Raw genomic sequence first — 17,736 nt, 5'->3', positions numbered from 1 at the left:
TCAGGCAGCCTCCCCGACGCGGCAGGCATCGCCGATGCAATAGGGCTCGCCGAAGGGCAGATCGGCACGGATGGCGGAGATGTCCTGCCTGGAGCGGATCAGGCCGAGATAGAACAGCGCGCCTTGCGTATCCCCGACGAGGACACAGCCGACGAGCCTGCCGTCGCGCAGCACGAATTTGCGGTAGATGCCACCGAGGCGATCACGCAGGACGACGGTTTCGGCGCCCTCGCCGGCTTCGAATTCGCCGGCCGAGAATACGCCGACGCCGCTGACCTTGAGATTGGTCGAAAGCAGCGAGCCCTGATAGACGGCAGGCTTGCCCGCCAGCCGCGTCGCCAGCACGCGCGCCTGGTCATAGGCCGGCTCGACCAGTCCGTAGACGCTGCCGCGATGCTCGGCGCATTCCCCGATGGCGAAGATGCTGTCGTCGTCACTGCCCATGCCGTCATCGACGACGATACCGCGGTTGACGGTGACGCCCGCCGCCCTGGCGAGATCGGCATTGGGGCGCACGCCGATGGCTATGACGACGAGATCGGCCGGGATCACCTCCCCGTCCGACAATTCGACGCCTTCGATCTTGTCCGTGCCGACGAAGCCCTTGGTGGCCGCGCCGAGACGAACGGTGATGCCGAGCGCGCGGATCGCCGAGGCCAGCAGGGCGGCGCCCTCGGCATCGAGCTGGCGTTCCATCAGCCGATCGACGAGATGCAGCAGCGTCACCTGTCCGCCGGCCCTGGAGAGGCCGTAAGCCGCCTCGAGCCCGAGCAGGCCGCCGCCGATGACGACGATCTTCGCTCCGCGCCCGGCATAGGCCCGCATCATCCCGACATCGGCGGTGTCGCGGAAGGTCGCGACGCCAGGCAGGTCGCCGCCCGGAAAGGGCGGCTTCAGCGGCTTCGATCCGGTCGCAAGGACGAGCTTGCCATAGGGCAGGTTCAGGCCGCCTTCGAGCGCGACCGTCTTGGCCGCGCGGTCGATGGCGGAGACGGCGCGGCCATAGAGCGTCGAGACGCCGCGCGCCTTCCACCAGGCGGCGGGCTTCAGCTCGATGTCGGGCTCCGCGATCTCGCCCGCCAGCAGCGGCGACAGCAGCACCCGGTTATAGGCCAGCCGGTCTTCCGCCCCGATCACCGCGATGGCATAGCGCCCGAGCGCGCGCTGGCTGAGCTCGTCAACCAGCCGCGTTGCGGCCATACCCTTCCCGACGATGATCAGGGGCTCGGCCATTGGATCAGGCGACCCGCTTGATCTTGAGGGCCTTGAGGTAGTCCATCGGCGCGGCCGGATCGAACTTCACGCCGTCGAAGAAGGTCTCGACGCCGCGTGAATCCCCTGAGACGGCATCGGCGACGCCGAGCGTCTTGGCCGCCTCGCGCCAGAGATCGGCACGGTTGGTCTTGTCGACCAGGGCCTTGATGTCGAAATTCGGGTCGAACTTGCCCCAGCGGATGTTCTCGGTAACGAACCAAGTGTCGTGGCTCTTCCAGGGATAGGAAACGGTGCCGCCCTGGCCCCAGAACTTCATGTAGAGGTCGGTGCCCTTGGCCTCGCGGCCATTGCCGTAGTTGATGTCGCCCTGGAGCCGCTTGTTGATGTCGGTCACCGGCACGTTGAACCACTGGCGCCGACCAACGATCTCGGAGAGCTCCTGACGGTTCTCCATCTTGTCGGCCCATTGCTGAGCCTCCATCACCGCCATCAGGATGGCCTGCGTCGCCTTCGGGTTGGCGTCGACGAAATCGGCGCGCATGCCGAGGATTTTCTCGGGATGGCGCGCCCAGAGCTCGCCCGTGGTCAGCGCGGTGTAGCCGATGTTCTGGTTGACGAGCTGCTCGTTCCAGGGCTCGCCGACGCAGAAGCAGTCCATCGTGCCGACCTTCATGTTCGCCACCATCTGCGGCGGCGGCACGACGATGACCTTGATGTCGGTGTCGGGGTCGATACCGCCGGCGGCGAGCCAGTAGCGGATCCAGAGATCATGGGTCCCGCCCGGGAAGGTCATCGCAGCGGTGAGTTCCTTGCCGGCGGCCTTCTTGCGCTCGAAGGCCTGCTTCAGCGGCGAAGCATCCTTCTGGACGTTGAGGTCCTTGTATTCGTTGGAGACCGAGATCGCCTGGCCGTCCTGGTTCAGGTTCAGCAGCGTGTACATCGGCAGCGGCTGGCCGTTCTGCATCACCTTGCCGGTGGCGTAGAGATGCGTCTTCGGACGCAGGATATGGCCGCCATCGATGCCGTTGGCCTTGAAGCCGAGCGCCATGTTGTCGCGCGTCGCCCCCCAGGAGGCCTGCTTGGCGATGTCCATGTCGGGCAGGCCGTATTTGGCGTAGAGACCCTTTTCCTTGGCGATGATCAGGGGAGCCGCATCGGTCAGCGCGATGTAGCCCAGCCGCGTGCCCTTGACCTCGGGGCCGGCCGCCTGCGCGAAGGCGCCCGACGGCAGCGCCAGCCTGGCAGCGCTCAGCAAGGCGGCCGCGCCAGAGAGCTTGAGCAGCCGGCGGCGGCCGGCATTGATGGAGTGCGCTTTGGGCTTGTTGCCGACTGTCTTCGTGTCGATTGTCCTGGTCATCGATCGCCTCTCGGTGTGAAAGTGAAGGCCCGCCAGCCGCCGAACACGAAAAACGCCGCGCGAAATGCGCCCGCAGGCACGTTTCGACAGCGGCGTTGCTGTGCATTCCGGTTCGGAGGATGACGCGGGCAGCGTTGGCCGCGTTGCTCTCAACCAATCAAGGATCATGCCAAGACGGGAGGCGGCCACCAGATGCTGGAATTGTAATACGTTAGCCCGCGACCCGGGCCGAGCCGACGACGACGAGAGGCCATGCCGCGGCGCACAAAACGGCCACGGCCGCACAAAAAGGATGCAACCCTGGCGATCAGTCGTCGCCGCCTGGGAAATAGGCAGGGCGGAAAACCGCCCTCGCCTGCTCGCTCATATCGGGTGTGCGAACGATCTGGCCGGCGCGCTCCATCCCGGCCAGGATCCAGTCGGCATGGGCCGGTTCGGGCCGCAACGCGGCACGATCGAAGCGGATGAAGCGCTCGACCTGCCGAGGCGGCCGGCCGGCGCCTTGCACCAGATTGAAATGTAGCACGGGCTCGAGGAGATCGACCGGCAGGGCCAGCCGGTCATGCGCCGAAAGATGCCTGGCGAAGCGCGGGATGTTGGCGGGGTCGCAGGCCCAGTCGCTGGCCCGCAGGATCGCGGCCGTGAGCTTGCGAACGGCTGCGGGGCGGCGCTCGAGATCGTCAGCCTGCCAGGCGAGAACCTTGTCGGTGCAGTTGCGCCTGAGATCGGTGCTGCTGTGGACCATCGCGCCGACACCGGCCGACACCGCCGCGGCGTTCCATGGGGCGCCGGCGCAAAAGCCGTCGACGCGCCCGCTGGTCAGGGCCTCGACCGTCTGTGGCGGCGGCACGACCTCGAAGCGGATGTCAGTGCCAAGCACCAGCCCTGACTTGGCGAGCCATTCGCAGAGCAGATAGGTGTGGCTGGAGAAGCCGAAGACCGCCGCAAATGTCAGCGGCGGCAGGCCCGACGCCTTTCGCCGCGCGACCATGGCCGCAAGCGCGCGAGCCGAGACGGTCGTATCGGCCATGTCGCCATCGGCCAGCCGCGCCAGTTCCTCATAGCGGCGAACCGAGACGGTGATGGCCGCACCGTCGAGATTGAGCGCCAGCGGCACCGCCATCGGCGCCCTGACCCCGCCGACGCCGAGCGTCGCGGCAATCGCTGCTGGCCCCAGCATATGGGCGGCATCGAACAGGCGGACATTGAGCTTGTCGCGCAGATTCGACCAGGAGACCTCGCGCACCAGTTCGAGGTTGAGCCCCTCGGCCTCGGCGAAGCCTTCGTCCTTCGCCAGGACGACGAGAGCGCAGTCGACCAGCGGCATGAAGCCGACACGCAGGTGCAGGGTCATGTCAGCACCTCGGTCATTTCAGCACCTCGGCGGCCGTGATGATGGAGCGCGCGATATCGACGAGCTTGCGCTTATCGTTCATCGCCGTGCGTCGCAGCAGGGCATAGGCCTCGTCCTCCGACAGGTTCTTCATGCGCATGACAATGCCCTTGGCGCGATCGACCAGCTTGCGCTCCTCGAGCTGGGAACGGGCCTCGTCGAGCTCCTCGCGCAGCTTGCGAAAGGCGTTGAAGCGGCTGATGCAGGTCTGGAGGATCGGCTGCATGCGCTCCTTCTTCAGCCCGTCGACGATATAGGCGGAGACACCGGCCTCGACCGCGGCCTCGATCGAGGCGGAGTCCGACTGGTCGACGAACATGGTGATCGGCCGTTTCACATGGCGGCTGACCAGGAACATATCGGCCAGCGCATCGCGGCTGGGATCCTCCAGATCGATGACCACGACATCGGGGTCATGTGTCTCGATCGCGGCGACAAGCCCGTGCGTCGCGCCGATGCGGACGAGATCGGTGAAGCCAGCCTCGCGCAGGCCCTCGTCGATGATGGCCGCACGCACCGGGTTGGCATCGACGATCAGGATTTTCAGATCGGGCCTCATGATCCCCGGTGCAGTAGCCGCCACTCAGCCCGTCGCGTACCACGCGGTTGCCGCGGCTGGACGTCAATCCTAGCTGGCGAGAATGGCGAGGCCGGCCAGCGCCAGCCCGCCACCGGCGACCCGCGCCAGGAGCGGCGCGCGCTGCGCCAGCGCACCGGCGGCTGCCAGGCCCGCGCCATGCAGCGCCACCGTCGCCAGCACGAAACCGGCCGCGTAGCTGAACGCACCCGCTCCATCGGGCAGTTCGGCGCCATGGGCATGGCCGTGGAAGATCGCGAAGATGGCGCAGGCGGCCGCGCCCGCGGCCAGAGGCGGGGTGGCCCTGAGGGCGATCGCAAGGCCGAGAACGATGACCGAGACGGCGATGCCGATCTCGACGCCCGGCAGGGCCGCCCCCGACATGCCCCATAGGCCGGCGACGACCATCATCGCCACGAAGGCGAGCGGATAGGCCAGGCGCGCCCTGCCGCCGACCAGCCCGGCCCAGAGGCCGACCGCGACCATGGCCAGGACATGATCCGCACCCAGCAGGGGATGCAGCAGACCGGCCTGGAAGCCATACACGGCGCCGACACCCGTATGAGCCAGCGCAGGTCCTGCCATGACCGCGACCAGCAGAGCCACGCCCATCCGCTTCACAACCGCCTGCATGGTCATCTCCTGTCCTTCCTGGTTACGCTGCCGAAGCAGTTTTCAATCCGCCCGCGGTCTCGATGAAATCGATCACCGCATCGACGCCCTCGCCGGCCTTCGTATTGGTGAAGACGAAGGGACGCTTGCCCCGCATCGTCCTGGAATCCCGGTCCATGACTGCAAGATCCGCGCCGACATGGGGGGCGAGATCGGTCTTGTTGATGACCAGCAGGTCCGAGCGGGTGATGCCCGGCCCGCCCTTGCGCGGGATCTTCTCGCCGGCGGCGACGTCGATGACGTAGATCGTCAGGTCTGCCAGTTCCGGCGAGAAGGTGGCGGCGAGATTGTCGCCGCCGGATTCGATCAGGATCATGTCGAGGTTGGGGAATTTGCCCCGCATCTCCTCGACGGCGGCGAGGTTGATCGAGCAATCCTCGCGGATGGCGGTGTGCGGGCAGCCGCCGGTCTCGACGCCCATGATGCGCTCCTGCGGCAGCGCACCGGCGACCGTCAAAAGTCGCGCATCTTCCTTGGTGTAGATGTCGTTGGTGATGGCGCAGATGTCATAGGTGCCGCGCATGCGCTTGCAGAGCACCTCCATCAGCGCCGTCTTGCCAGAGCCGACGGGGCCGCCGATGCCGACGCGGAGCGGGCCATGGGGAGAGCGCGACATAATCAGAATCCCTTGAGTAACCGCCAGCCTAGCCGGCCGCGACGGCATGACAAAGCGGCGAATGCGGCGGCGGGCCAACCGTCGCCATCATGAACGAAACAGCCGCGAATACTGCGTCTCGTGACGCAGCGAGGCGATGTCCGAGCGCAGCGTGCAGCCGCCGAGATCGTCAAGCGTGGCGGAGCCGGCCGCGTTCGCCGCCTCTTGCAAAGCGGGGACCAGACCGGCGGTGATCTTCTGCCCATCCGTCTGGCCGACGATGCCGAGCCGGACCGAGGCCGAGACCAGATTGGCGACGAAGGCGAGGCCATAGGCCTCCAGCGCGGCCGGGATCGGCAAGGCGTGGCCGGCGCTCGCGACAGCGACAGCGACCGGATAGGCGATATCGCCTTCCCAGACCGCCTTAAGGCGCTCGATCGCCGCGCAGGGCCAGGCCGCACGCAGCGCCAAAACGAAAGCATTGCCCTGCGTCACCGTCTCCAGGCGTCGCTCGGCGGAGTTGGCCAAGGCGAGCGCGAGTTCGGCAACCTCGATCAGGGCGGCATCGTCGCGGGTCTCGATCGCGCGGGCGACACAGGCGAAGAGGATCAAATCGTTGCGTAGCGAGCCGTGCGAGACGAGCGCATCGAGCCAGTCGCGCAGGGTGGCGGCGTCATGCAGGTCGCCGCTCTCGAAGGCCCATTCCAGGCCGTGCGAATAGGCGAAGGCACCGACCGGGAAGGACGGCGACAGCCAGACCATCAGGGGCAGATGGGCCGCCATGCAGACTCGCTCAGGACTGGCAGGGGCGCTCAGTGGTCGTGCGTGTGGCCCTTGTGGCCGTGCCCGGCGCCATGCTTGTGGCCGTGGTCATGATGCCCATGATCATGCCCGCAGCCGCAGGCATCGCCATGCGCGTGAGCATGGGTTTCCGCATGGCTATGGGCGTGCTCGCCATGGGCCTGCGCCGCGGCGTGGCCATGGTCATGGGCATGGGAGCCGTGATCGTGACCGTGGTCATGCCCATGTTGGCCATGGTCATGATGCGAATGGCCGCCATGGTCGTGGCTCGGATGATCGCAATTGGCGTGGTCGTGGTCATAGGCCCCGCGCTCGGGCTGGAATGGCCTGTTCACGGCGCTCATCACGCAGCCCTGGCCGCGCACCATCTCGGCCAGCACATGATCGTTCTCGATATAGATCGCGTCAGCCGTGATCTCGGCCGGGGTATGGCGGTTGCCGATGTGCCAGGCGACGCGCATCAGCCGCAGCGGGTTCTCGGCGCGAATCTCGAGCAGGCTCTGCGGCGCCGCCTTGATCAGCACGAGCCGGCCGTCCTCCAGCTTGACGGCGTCGCCGTCGCCGAGCGCGGTGGCCTTGTCGAGATCAAGCAGGATGCCGAGGCCGCCATCGGCCGTGAGAGCGAGGCGGCGGCGGTTGCGGTCGTCATGGTCGAGTGTCAGCGTATCGACGACGCGGTCTGGCCTGACGGCGGCCTTGCGAACGACGGAGGTGGCGCGAAGCATGATGGGACGTCCGTGACAGAAGCAAATCAGAGGCGGTCGATCGACCGCGGGTCGATCACTTCGATCACCGGAGGCGCCGTGACGCAAGCCCTCGTCGCCTCACGGAACGCGACGGTATGCGGCGAACGCAGGTTCCGGTCGATGTCAGCGCGCGTCTCCCAGCTCTCATAGGAGACGAAACGGCCGGGTTGAGTGAGGCTCTCATGGATCTCATAGGCGAGGCAGCCCTGCTCGCGACGGGTCGCGTCGATGCAGTCTCCGGCAGCGGCGACGAAGGGCTCCCAGGCATCGGGGCGGACCTCGATGCGGGAGATGACGATGAAAGGCTCGGACAAGCAGGCAGGCTCCGATACGCGGCAGGCATGAAGCCTGACTACGCAGCGGGGCCGAGTGCGGATGCGGGATCAGGCCGGGAAACAAATGCGTCGAGCGTGGCATCCGGCAAAGATCTTCAGCTATCCCGCGTCCGATCCGGCAGCGCATCGATCGCCTCGTCCGCACCCTGATCGCGCTGGAGCACGCCTTCGCGCAGGACTTTCGTCGCCGCCTCGGCCTTCTCCTCGGACGATGCCGGAATCGGCCCCGTTTCCGGTGTTGCGGTCAACCCGATCTCATCGGGTTTCTTGCCATCGTTTCGGGCGCTGGCGGCAAAAGTGGCGAGCGCTTCGGGCTGCTGTCCTTTGGTGACATCGTCTTTGGCCATGGCGAACCTCCCTGTTCTGGCAGGGACGGAACGCCGGTGCCGCGGAGGCTGTTCCGTAGGTCGATCTTGGACCTTCAGAACAGGAAATAGCGCTGCGCCAGCGGCAGCTCCTTCGCGGGTTCGCAGACCAGCAATTCGCCGTCCGCGACGACCGCATAGGTTTCCGGGTCGATCTGGATGTCGGGCGTGGCGTCGTTGTGGATCATGCTCTTCTTGGAGATGCCGCCGCGGGTGTTCTCGACCGCGACCATCTCCTTCTCGGTGCCGAGCCGGTTGCGCAGCCCGTTGGCGATCGCCGCCTGCGAGACGAAGACCAGCGAGGTCGAGGTCACGGCCTTGCCGAAGGCGCCGAACATCGGCCGGTAATGCACCGGCTGCGGCGTCGGGATCGAAGCGTTGGGGTCGCCCATCGGCGCGGCCGCGATCATACCGCCCTTGATCACCATGTCCGGCTTGGCTCCGAAGAAGGCCGGCGACCACATCACGAGGTCGGCGAGCTTGCCGACCTCGACCGAGCCGATATGGCGCGAGATGCCATGCGAGATCGCGGGGTTGATCGTGTATTTCGCGACATAGCGCTTGGCGCGGAAATTGTCGGCGCCCGTACCGACATCCTGCGGCAGCGAACCGCGCTGCACCTTCATCTTGTGCGCAGTCTGCCAGGTGCGGGTGATGACCTCGCCAATGCGGCCCATCGCCTGCGAATCCGACGACATCATCGAAAGCGCGCCGAGATCGTGCAGGATGTCCTCGGCCGCGATCGTCTCCTTGCGGATGCGGCTCTCGGCGAAGGCGAGATCCTCCGGGATCGACGGCGACAGGTGATGGCAGACCATCAGCATGTCCAGATGCTCGTCGAGCGTGTTGACGGTGAAGGGCCGCGTCGGATTGGTCGATGAGGGCAGGACGTTGGGCAGCCCCGCCACCTTCATGATGTCGGGCGCATGGCCGCCGCCCGCCCCTTCCGTGTGGAAGGCGTGGATGGTGCGGCCCTTGAAGGCGGCGATCGTGTCCTCGACGAAGCCGCTCTCGTTGAGCGTGTCGGTGTGGATCATCACCTGGACGTCGTAATCGTCGGCGACGGAGAGGCAGTTGTCGATCGCAGCGGGCGTCGTGCCCCAGTCCTCGTGCAGCTTGAGCGCGCAGGCGCCAGCCTCGACCATCTCGACGAGCGCGCCGGGCAGCGCAGCATTGCCCTTGCCGGCGAAGGCGAGGTTCATCGGGAAGGCGTCGGCGGCCTTGATCATCTGGCCGAGATGCCAGGGGCCGGGCGTGCAGGTCGTCGCCAGCGTGCCATGGGCGGGGCCGGTGCCGCCGCCCAGCATCGTGGTGAGCCCGCTCATCAGCGCATCCTCGATCTGCTGCGGGCAGATGTAGTGGATATGGCTGTCGAAGCCGCCGGCCGTGATGATCTTGCCCTCACCGGCAATGACCTCGGTGCCGGGGCCGACGATGATCGTCTCGGTCGGATCGAAATTGCCGAAGCCGGCCTGGATGTCGGGGTTGCCAGCCTTGCCGATGGCGCAGATGCGGCCGGCGCGGATGCCGATATCGGCCTTGACGATCCCCCAATGATCGAGGATCAGCGCGTTGGTAATGACGGTGTCGACCGCGCCGTCGGCATTGCGGACCTGGCTCTGGCCCATGCCGTCGCGGATGACCTTGCCACCACCGAACTTCACCTCCTCGCCATAGGTGGTGAAGTCCTTCTCGACCTTGATGACGAGTTCGGTGTCGCCGAGACGGACCGTGTCGCCGGTGGTGGGGCCAAACATCGCGGCATAGGCATTGCGGGGGTAATTGAAGGGCATCTGTCTGGCTCAACTCGGCAGAAGAGTGAAGAGGTCCGATTTCGCCGCCCTCACGTCGAACGTCATGGTCGTCGAGCAGGCGGCTTGGCGATTGACCAACCCAATCAGGCAATCAGCAATATCTGCGCCAGCTTCACGGGAGCGATGGACAGCCTCGCGGACGAAATCCAGGTGGGGCAGAAGGAGGTTGGGGTGCTCGGTCAGCCGCTGGAGTGCGATTTCGATTTGCATCTTGTCGAAGCTATAGGCGCGCTGAAGCGTCCAGACGAGTTCGACGATCACAATCAGACCGACAGTCAGACTGCGGCGTGGCGCCTCATCAACGAGCCTTGCCGCAGCCGCGAATTGTCGGGCGTCGTCGCGCGCGAAAAGGCGCACCAGGAAATTGGTGTCGAGGCCGATCATTCTGCTGCCGGCTTCCGCATCGCAGATGCGCCGTCGCGCGAGCGCCGATCGCGTTCGGCAACTTCCTCGCCGATCGCATCGTCCATCTCGCGGATCGAAACCGGCGGCTTGCGGATGTCCGGCAGAAACGAGCCAAGATCGCCAGCGCGGCGGGTAATGGCATGAAAATGCACTTGACCGTCGAGCGTCAGAAAAAATTCGACCGAGGAGCCTGCGACGATGCCCAACTCGAGGCGGAGTTCCTCCGGCAGCCGCACATCTCCATCGGGCGTCACGGTCGCTTCGAAGGTCGGCATTTCTGTCCTCCTCTTCCTCACAATAACCCATCAGAGATCGAGCGTCTCGCGCGCTGTCGGCATCACTCGCGGATCGAGGGAACGGATTTGCGGCTCCACCCGACGCGTTGGCCGGCCCCTACAACTTTCCCATCACCTCCTGCCGGAACCCGTAGACCTCGCGCTTGCCGGCGAGTGCGACCAGCCTGACCTCGCGGGTCTGGCCGGGTTCGAAGCGCACGGCGGTGCCGGCGGGGATGTCGAGCCGGAAGCCCCGCGCCTTGTCGCGCTCGAAGGCGAGCGCCGGATTGGCCTCGTAGAAATGATAATGCGAGCCGATCTGGATCGGCCGGTCGCCGGTGTTGGCGACGGTCAGCGAGAGGCTCTCGCGACCCTCGTTCATGATCAGGTCGCCCGGCAGCGTCGTGACCTCGCCGGGCTTCATCACGTCTGAGGCGCCGCGGATCGGCTCATGGACCGTGACGAGCTTGGTGCCGTCGGGAAAGGTCGCCTCGACCTGGACGTCGTGGATCAAGGCGGCGATGCCCTCCATCACCTGGTCGGCGCTAACGACATGCGCGCCGGCCTGCATCAGATCGGCGACCGATCGGCCGTCGCGCGCGCCTTCGACGACGAAGTCGGTGATGAGCGCGACGGCCTCGGGGTAGTTCAGCTTGACGCCGCGCTCGAGTCGTCTGCGGGCCACCATGGCTGCCATGGCGACGAGCAGCTTGTCCTTTTCGCGCGGCGTCAGATTCATTGCCTGGCCTTCTCTTCGTCCCCGGAGGTCTCGTCTTCGGAAACCTCGTCCTCGTCCTCGGCGTCGTCGTCGCCGTCGCCGTCTTCGTCTTCTTCCTCGTCGTCGGCGAAGTCGGCATATTCATAGGCGAACACGATCTCGCCCGTGGCCGGATCGAAGGCGCTGGAGGTCGAATCCTCGAAGGCCTCGATCAGCATGTCCGCATCGTCGGGGCCGTCGACATCGAAGCGGCGCACCGCCTCCTCGCCTTCGCCGCTGAGCACGAGTTCGATCGCCCAGCCCCGCGCGCCGGTGTCATAGATGCATTTCAGACCCTGGATCGCCAGCATGATGCTCTCCTCAAGTTGACCAGGTGCGCGGCAGCGCACGGCCGGTCAGATGCCCGAGCAGCGTGACGAGCACGCGACGCAGAGCCTGGGCATCGGGAGAGAGCAGGCGGATCACCAGCAGGTCGGCAACGATGCCGGCACCGATCTCGACTGTGCCGGCGGAGGCTTCGTCACCGCAGGCGCGGGCCTGTTTGAGCTTGTCCTGCAGATCAGGACCGGCAACGATGATCGTCGCTGCGGCGCATGCGCCCGCCCCGACCGCCTGCCGGGCCAGCGTCTCGGCAATCGCGCCTTCGAGCCGCAGATCATCGGCGAAGACCAGCCGGCCGTCGCGGCGGATGCGCCAGCGGTCGCGCAGCGCTCCGCGCAGCATCGTCTCGCCCATGGCACTGCGGCCGAAGAAGACCGCCTCGGAGGCGACCAGGCTGGCATCGGCGGCGAGATCGATCGTCAGGCTGCGGGCAAGCCGCGCACCGGAGAACAGGATGCTCTCTTGCGGCAGCCAGGCCAGGCTCGCCGCCGCTGCGACCGACAGCGTGGTCTCGATGCGGGTATTGGCGCCCTGGCTGCGATAGATCTTCTCCGCCGCCTGCGTCGTGACGATGGCGTCGCTGCCAGGGCCGACATCGATGCCGACGCGCATGGCGTCGCCACCAGCCATGCCGCCGCCGGTGTTGATCAGCACGGCCTCGCTGGTCGCGTCGAAGGTCGTCGGGAAGCGGGCGCGATAACCGCCGGACTCGGCCACGTCCAGGCGGTGCGTCTGCGCGCCGACGCGTCCGAAGCGCAGCCGGACGCCGCCCGCGGCGCGGACATAGGCCGGAAGAAGCGGATCACTGGCTGCCGGAACGGGCGGCGCGAACATGGACAATCCCAAGACGAAGAACGCCGCCAATCTTCCGCGCAGCCGTTTGCCGGGCAAGGGCCTGCGCGGCCGGCGCTGCCCAAATTTCAGGCAACACGTTGCGCCACGCGCCGATCAGCCGGCTACGGCAAGGAAGTCCGCCACCTCGTCGCGGCCAGGCGCGCCGGCCCGCCCGCCGAAGCGGGTGCATTTGATTGCGGCGGCAGCGGAGGCGAAACGGATCGCGGCGCGCTCGCCCTGCCCTTCCGCCAGCGCCAGCGCGAAGGCGCCATGCCAGACATCGCCGGCGCCGAGCGTATCGACGGTTTCGACCGCGAAGGCGGGGATATGGGCGACCTCGCCGTTCTCGACGAAGAGCACCCCCTCCTTGCCAAGGGTGACGGCTAGCCAGGTCGGAACGTCCCGCGCAATGCGGGCAAGGCCGGTGCGCGGGTCATCCTCCCCCGAAAGCTCGGCCAAGGCCTGGGCGCTGAAGGCGACATGGCTCGCGGTGCTCACGAGATCGGGATGAGGCGGCTTGCGGTCGCCATCGAGCACGCCGGGGACGCCAGCCGCACGCGCCAACCGCAGCGCGGCGAGAGCGCCCTCGCCCCAGCGCGTATCGGCCAGCACCGCGCCGGCTCCTGGCGGCAGCGCCGTGGGGAGCCAATCGGTATCCTCCGGCATGTCGGGGTCGGAGTGGGAGATCACCATGCGCTCGCCCTGCGCATCGACCAGGATGGCCGAGACTGGCGAGCGCAGGCCGGCGACGCGACGGGCAAAGCCCGTCTCGACGCCCTCCTTCGTCAGGTCGGCGACGATCTGGTCTCCCGTGAGATCATCGGCGAGGCGCGTCGCCAGCCAGCAGCGACCGCCGAGGCGGGCGATGGCGACAGAGGCGTTACCGGCGCAGCCGCCGCCGACCACGGCGAGCCCCTTCGAGCGGTACTTCTCGCCGCGCGTCGGCATGGTCTCGACGCTGTAGACATAGTCCAGCGTCGAGATGCCCAGGCAGAAGACGCCAGTCATGGGCGCGTCGGCACATCGTCGGGGCCAAAACGGACCCCGTCGATATCGGTATGGATGAAATCATTCCCCTTGTAGGCGAGTTTCAATCCTGAGGTGCGGGCGGCCGCATAGGCGAAACAATCACCCATGTTAAGGCGGGCGGGATGGCCCGTGATGTGATGATACCGAGCAGCGCAGGCATGGGCGGCGGCTCCGACATCGTCATCGATATGAACTGTCTCAACAGCGAGAATCTGGAGAAAATCGAGGACCTCGAAGTGGGCGTCCGCAACTGGCAGGCCCCGCAGCTTCGACAGCCTGCAGGACGCTTCAAAAATTGCAACCTGCGACGTCGCCATGGTCTCGGCATCAATCATCGCCGCCTTGAGAGCAATGGCCTCAGACTCGCCGGCCAACACAGCGATGATGACGGACGCATCGAGAAACATCACGCGTCGCCGTATTCGCGGTCAAAGAACTCTTTGTGCGTCAGCCCGTCATCAACCAGCGGAAATGCAGCCAAGCGCTCCTGGGCGCGCCTGAAGGCTCTATCGACCTGCTGGCGTCGGGCCTCCATTCGCTTAAGTTCATTCTCAACGGCCCGACCAATCGCTCCTTGAAGCGTTGTTCCCGACTTGGCCGCCAGCTCCCGAATCTGACGATCAATCTTCTCGTCTCTCACAAGAATGCCCATGATCCCCTCCGTGATATCAGCATATGATATCACGGAGGCTGTCAGGCGCAAATTGTCACCACGCCCCGGTATTCGGCATGCTCGCCCACGGCTCCGCAGGCGCCTTCGGATCGCCCTTCTGCAGGATCTCGATCGAGATGTTGTCGGGCGAGCGGATGAAGGCCATGTTGCCGTCGCGCGGCGGGCGGTTGATCGTGACGCCCGCCTTCATCAGCTTGTCGCAGGTGGCGTAGATGTCGTCGACCTCATAGGCGAGGTGGCCGAAATTGCGGCCGCCGGTGTATGTTTCCGGGTCCCAGTTATAGGTCAGCTCCAGCGTCGGACGGCCGCGGCTGCCCTGCCCGCGAACGGTGTCGACCTCGTCGGGAGCGGCGAGGAAGACCAGCGTGAAGCGGCCCTTCTCGTTCTCGATGCGCCGGGTCTCGACCAGCCCGAACTTGGTCACGTAGAAATCGAGCGCTGCATCGAGATCGGTGACGCGCACCATGGTGTGGAGATATCGCATCGTGGGGAATTCCTCTCAGTGCTCGGCTCGCCTGAGCCGGTATCGTTGGGATCGACCGGTTGATCCTACCCTTGAATCGGGCGAAAGCATCGCCGCTCCGGAACACGGTTCCAAGACGGAAGAGCGCAGGACGGGCCATGACCTCAACGCAACACGGCCACGAGACCGCGCCGCCCCGCGCCACCAAGGCCCAGATGGCCCAGATCAAGCAGCGCGCCGCCATCCTCTCGGTGATGGCGACCCTGCTGCTGGCCGGCGCCAAGATCGTCGGTGCGATCCTGTCGGGCTCGCTCGCCCTGCTGACGGACGCGCTGCAGGGCCTGATCGATGTCGGCTCGACGCTTTTCACCTGGTTTGCCGTGCGTGTCTCCGACAAGCCGGCCGATGACGAGCATCATTACGGGCATGGCAAGGTCGAGGCGCTGGCCGCACTGGTCGAGACAGCGATCCTGTTCACGCTCGCCGGCGCGATCCTCTGGGAGGCCGGCAACCGGCTGTGGACGGGGCTGATCGAGTCGGTGCAAGTGACTCCGCTGGTCATCGGCATCATGCTGCTGTCGATGATCGTCGATGCCATTCGCTGGCGCTCCCTGACACGCGTGGCGAAGGAGACCGGCAGCGAAGCGCTGTCGGCCGAGGCGACGCATTTCTCTGCCGATTTCGTCGGCTCGGCGCTGGTTCTGGCTGGACTGGTGGGTGTCTGGTACGGTCTTGCGCGGGCCGACACGATCGCCGCCTTCGCGATTGCCGCGTTCACCGCGCTCTCGGCCTACAGGCTGGCGCGGCGCACCATCGACACCTTGCTGGACGCTGCGCCTCAGGGCGTCAGTGAGCGGCTGCGCGAGGCGGCCGACGGAGTGCCTGGCGTGGCCGGCGTCAACTGGCTGAAGGTTCGCCCGACCGGCGGACGGGTGCTTGGCGAGATCGGGATCAGCGTTTCGCGGACCCTGCCACTGGAGCGCGTGGCGACGATCCGCGAAGAACTCGCCGCCGCATTCGACCGCATCGAACCCGGCGCCGACATCGCGGTCACCACCGATCCCGTCCAGGTCGATGACGAGACAGCGCTCGAGCGCGTGCTGCTGATCGCGCTCAAGCTGAAGATCCCGGTGCACCACGTCACCGTCCACTCCATCGGCCCGCGCCTCTCGGTCAGCCTCGACATGGAGGTCGATTCAAAGCTGCCGCTCGGCCAGGCGCATGAGATCGCCACCCGGCTGGAGGCGGCGATCCGGGCGGAGTTCGGCGGCGAGACCGAGGTCGAAACCCATATCGAGCCGATGGAGACCGAGACGCCCACAGGCCATGACGCGGCCTGGCAGACCGTCGAGGACATCGGCAAGGCGCTGGCGACCGAGACCGCCAAATGCGACGGGCCGATCCACGACATCCACAGCGTCAGGGTGCGCCAGACACCCAACGGCCTGGTGGTGAACTATCATTGCCGAGTCGATCCCGCGCTCGATGTCGCCTCCGTCCACGCCGCCGTCGATCAGATCGAGCGGGCGGTCAGGATCGCGCGGCCGCAGGTCTGCCGCCTCGTCAGCCATGCCGAGCCGGCGCGGGAAACAACTGTCGCCTGACAACGACCAAGCCGGCGCTGCGGGGGGCATGCAGCGCCGGCTTGGCGTTCGCGCAAACGGAGAAGCCGTCCTCACGCGCGAATGCGATCAGAATCGATAGGTCGCGCTCGATTGCAGGCGAGTCTGGCGGCCGCGCCTATTGTCCCGGTCCTCACGCAAGCCGTATTGGCCCTCGATACCCAGATCGAGCTCCGACCATGGGCTCCAGACCAAGTTGGCGGCTGCGTACTGGCTGTGCTTGAACGTGCTGGCGAGCGCGAAACTCGGCAGGTCGGCCCGGACATAGCTGTAGACGAGGTTGCTGCGCAGTTCGTTCGTCCACCAATGCTGGAACGCGACATAGCCGCCAAATGACTTCTGCTTTTCCGACTGCCCTGTCGCGGGGTTGTAGAACACGCTCGGCAGTACGCCGGCCGTCTCCTGGATATGACGCGTCGCGCCGTTGGCATAGGTCGCTTGGAAGCGCAGATTGTCCTTCTGTGCCAGGAGCGGCAGGTTGAGACGGCCCGTGACCGTGCCGGCATACCCGGTCTCGTCGCTCGCCAGGCCATTGGGAGCGTTGATGCGCGTCACCACGCCCGCGATCTGCAGATGTCCAAGCGCGCCCTGATAGCGAACCCGGCCGACGAAGTCGGGCAGCGTATCGCGCGACGATGTGATCGGCGCCGCCGGGCCAAACTGAACGCGCCCCTCGGGATTCTCGATCGCCCCGGCGATGGAGAAGCCGTTCGAGAACTTGTGTTCGAGCCTGACCACCCCCTGACGAATGAAGGCTTGACCACCGGAGCCCTGGAAATCGAGCGTCTCGGCATAGGCAGAGGGGTCGCTGAAGGTCGTCCACCATTGCCCGGCCAGCAGCGGGCCGACCTCGACGAAGGCATGGCGCAAGCGGAAGGAGTCGGAGTTCGACGCAACCTGATTGCCAGCCGCTCCGAAGAAGTCACCCTCGATGAAGGCGCGCGATGGGCCAAGCGGCGTGTCCTTCTTGCTGATCTCGAAATTCAGCCGGCTTTCGCGGGAATGGATACGAAAAGCATCGTCCCCGAAGCGGGTGCCGCGCGTGTCGATCCCTGTTACGGCAAAGAGATCCTGCGCGCCCGAGGACTGGCGCCCGCCGACGCGACCGATCACGTCCGCCTTGACCTTGCCTCCGATCTTGATGTCGACATCGGTACCAGGCAAACGCCAGCTCAACGGCAGTCCGCCCTTCAGGACAAAGGGCTCATCGGCAGCCTTGGCGGCGACGGTCCCGCGCTGGCCCGGGGCGGGGCGGTGTGCCTCCCGGCCCTTGATGGCGCCGACCTCGCGCCGTAGCGCGTCCAGTTGCTTCTGCTGTTCGCGGATCAGCTTTTCCAGCTGCGCGGTCGAGTCCTGCGCACTCGCACACGCTGCGGAGCCGACGAGCACAGCGCCGACAACCACCGCGGTTGCTAGACTCTTCTTACCTGTTATCAGCACAAACATTCCGAATTCCTCCACGAAAA

General features: G+C 66.3%; 22 protein-coding genes. 1 reads left to right on the top strand and 21 read right to left on the bottom strand.

The features are described 5' to 3' along the window. From AE618_RS12655 to AE618_RS12560, 20 genes are all read right to left on the bottom strand, one after another. Positions 1–1,233, bottom strand: coding sequence for an NAD(P)/FAD-dependent oxidoreductase (locus AE618_RS12655; RefSeq protein ID WP_054209420.1), 1,233 nt, complete (start codon positions 1,231–1,233; stop codon positions 1–3). A gap of 4 nt (positions 1,234–1,237) precedes the next feature. Next, positions 1,238–2,572, bottom strand: a complete 1,335-nt coding sequence (locus AE618_RS12650; RefSeq protein ID WP_054209419.1) for a CmpA/NrtA family ABC transporter substrate-binding protein — start codon at positions 2,570–2,572, stop codon at positions 1,238–1,240. 307 nt (positions 2,573–2,879) lie between these two features. After that, complete coding sequence (locus AE618_RS12645; protein ID WP_054209418.1) at positions 2,880–3,926, bottom strand: CmpA/NrtA family ABC transporter substrate-binding protein; 1,047 nt, start codon at positions 3,924–3,926, stop codon at positions 2,880–2,882. Positions 3,927–3,939: 13 nt separating this feature from the next. Further along, the gene (locus tag AE618_RS12640; RefSeq protein WP_054209417.1) at positions 3,940–4,524 is read right to left on the bottom strand and encodes an ANTAR domain-containing response regulator; all 585 of its coding nucleotides are present in this window, start codon (positions 4,522–4,524) and stop codon (positions 3,940–3,942) included. Between the two features lie 69 nt (positions 4,525–4,593). Further along, a complete protein-coding gene (locus AE618_RS12635; RefSeq protein ID WP_054209558.1) occupies positions 4,594–5,175 on the bottom strand; it encodes a HupE/UreJ family protein in 582 nt (193 codons plus the stop codon). 22 nt (positions 5,176–5,197) lie between these two features. Beyond that, positions 5,198–5,830: an urease accessory protein UreG gene (gene ureG, locus AE618_RS12630; RefSeq protein WP_054209416.1), complete on the bottom strand. Its 633-nt coding sequence runs from the start codon at positions 5,828–5,830 to the stop codon at positions 5,198–5,200. 87 nt (positions 5,831–5,917) lie between these two features. Further along, positions 5,918–6,592 (bottom strand): urease accessory protein UreF, encoded by a 675-nt coding sequence (locus AE618_RS12625; RefSeq protein ID WP_054209415.1) that lies wholly within the window; start codon positions 6,590–6,592, stop codon positions 5,918–5,920. A 29-nt stretch (positions 6,593–6,621) separates the two neighbouring features. Next, the gene (locus AE618_RS12620; protein WP_054209414.1) at positions 6,622–7,335 is read right to left on the bottom strand and encodes an urease accessory protein UreE; all 714 of its coding nucleotides are present in this window, start codon (positions 7,333–7,335) and stop codon (positions 6,622–6,624) included. A 26-nt stretch (positions 7,336–7,361) separates the two neighbouring features. Continuing rightward, positions 7,362–7,670 (bottom strand): putative quinol monooxygenase, encoded by a 309-nt coding sequence (locus AE618_RS12615; protein WP_054209413.1) that lies wholly within the window; start codon positions 7,668–7,670, stop codon positions 7,362–7,364. A 116-nt stretch (positions 7,671–7,786) separates the two neighbouring features. Continuing rightward, positions 7,787–8,038 carry a hypothetical protein gene (locus tag AE618_RS12610; protein WP_054209412.1) on the bottom strand — a complete coding sequence of 84 codons (252 nt, stop codon included), beginning with the start codon at positions 8,036–8,038 and terminating at the stop codon, positions 7,787–7,789. A gap of 74 nt (positions 8,039–8,112) precedes the next feature. Further along, positions 8,113–9,849, bottom strand: a complete 1,737-nt coding sequence (ureC, locus tag AE618_RS12605) for an urease subunit alpha (RefSeq protein ID WP_054209411.1) — start codon at positions 9,847–9,849, stop codon at positions 8,113–8,115. A gap of 9 nt (positions 9,850–9,858) precedes the next feature. Beyond that, the gene (locus AE618_RS28485) at positions 9,859–10,254 is read right to left on the bottom strand and encodes a PIN domain-containing protein (protein ID WP_054209410.1); all 396 of its coding nucleotides are present in this window, start codon (positions 10,252–10,254) and stop codon (positions 9,859–9,861) included. Then, positions 10,251–10,550 (bottom strand): AbrB/MazE/SpoVT family DNA-binding domain-containing protein, encoded by a 300-nt coding sequence (locus tag AE618_RS28480; RefSeq protein ID WP_054209409.1) that lies wholly within the window; start codon positions 10,548–10,550, stop codon positions 10,251–10,253. The genes AE618_RS28485 and AE618_RS28480 overlap by 4 nt, the downstream gene beginning before the upstream one ends. Before the next feature lie 118 nt (positions 10,551–10,668). Next, complete coding sequence (locus AE618_RS12590) at positions 10,669–11,289, bottom strand: urease subunit gamma (RefSeq protein WP_054209408.1); 621 nt, start codon at positions 11,287–11,289, stop codon at positions 10,669–10,671. Continuing rightward, positions 11,286–11,618 carry a hypothetical protein gene (locus AE618_RS12585; RefSeq protein WP_054209407.1) on the bottom strand — a complete coding sequence of 111 codons (333 nt, stop codon included), beginning with the start codon at positions 11,616–11,618 and terminating at the stop codon, positions 11,286–11,288. Before AE618_RS12585 ends, AE618_RS12590 begins: the two co-directional genes overlap by 4 nt. A gap of 10 nt (positions 11,619–11,628) precedes the next feature. After that, positions 11,629–12,483, bottom strand: coding sequence for an urease accessory protein UreD (locus tag AE618_RS12580; RefSeq protein ID WP_054209406.1), 855 nt, complete (start codon positions 12,481–12,483; stop codon positions 11,629–11,631). Positions 12,484–12,597: 114 nt separating this feature from the next. Further along, on the bottom strand, positions 12,598–13,491 hold the full coding sequence (locus AE618_RS12575) for a PfkB family carbohydrate kinase (RefSeq protein ID WP_054209405.1): 894 nt from the start codon (positions 13,489–13,491) through the stop codon (positions 12,598–12,600). Continuing rightward, positions 13,488–13,919 (bottom strand): type II toxin-antitoxin system VapC family toxin, encoded by a 432-nt coding sequence (locus tag AE618_RS12570; protein WP_054209404.1) that lies wholly within the window; start codon positions 13,917–13,919, stop codon positions 13,488–13,490. The genes AE618_RS12575 and AE618_RS12570 overlap by 4 nt, the downstream gene beginning before the upstream one ends. Beyond that, positions 13,919–14,164 carry a type II toxin-antitoxin system VapB family antitoxin gene (locus tag AE618_RS12565; protein WP_156330241.1) on the bottom strand — a complete coding sequence of 82 codons (246 nt, stop codon included), beginning with the start codon at positions 14,162–14,164 and terminating at the stop codon, positions 13,919–13,921. The genes AE618_RS12570 and AE618_RS12565 overlap by 1 nt, the downstream gene beginning before the upstream one ends. Before the next feature lie 55 nt (positions 14,165–14,219). Beyond that, positions 14,220–14,669, bottom strand: a complete 450-nt coding sequence (locus AE618_RS12560) for a VOC family protein (RefSeq protein ID WP_054209402.1) — start codon at positions 14,667–14,669, stop codon at positions 14,220–14,222. A gap of 137 nt (positions 14,670–14,806) precedes the next feature. Between AE618_RS12560 and AE618_RS12555 the strand changes: the two genes are divergently transcribed. Continuing rightward, positions 14,807–16,252, top strand: a complete 1,446-nt coding sequence (locus AE618_RS12555; RefSeq protein WP_054209401.1) for a cation diffusion facilitator family transporter — start codon at positions 14,807–14,809, stop codon at positions 16,250–16,252. Positions 16,253–16,339: 87 nt separating this feature from the next. Here AE618_RS12555 and AE618_RS12550 read toward each other — a convergent pair whose 3' ends face one another. Then, positions 16,340–17,716 (bottom strand): DcaP family trimeric outer membrane transporter, encoded by a 1,377-nt coding sequence (locus AE618_RS12550; protein WP_082365221.1) that lies wholly within the window; start codon positions 17,714–17,716, stop codon positions 16,340–16,342. Positions 17,717–17,736 lie beyond the last annotated feature (20 nt).

The sequence above is a fragment of the Allobosea vaviloviae genome (genome assembly GCF_001298265.1).
Lineage (GTDB): Bacteria > Pseudomonadota > Alphaproteobacteria > Rhizobiales > Beijerinckiaceae > Allobosea > Allobosea vaviloviae_B.
The sequence above is the reverse complement of the archived record's forward strand: the minus strand, read 5'-3'. Positions and strand labels throughout refer to the sequence as shown.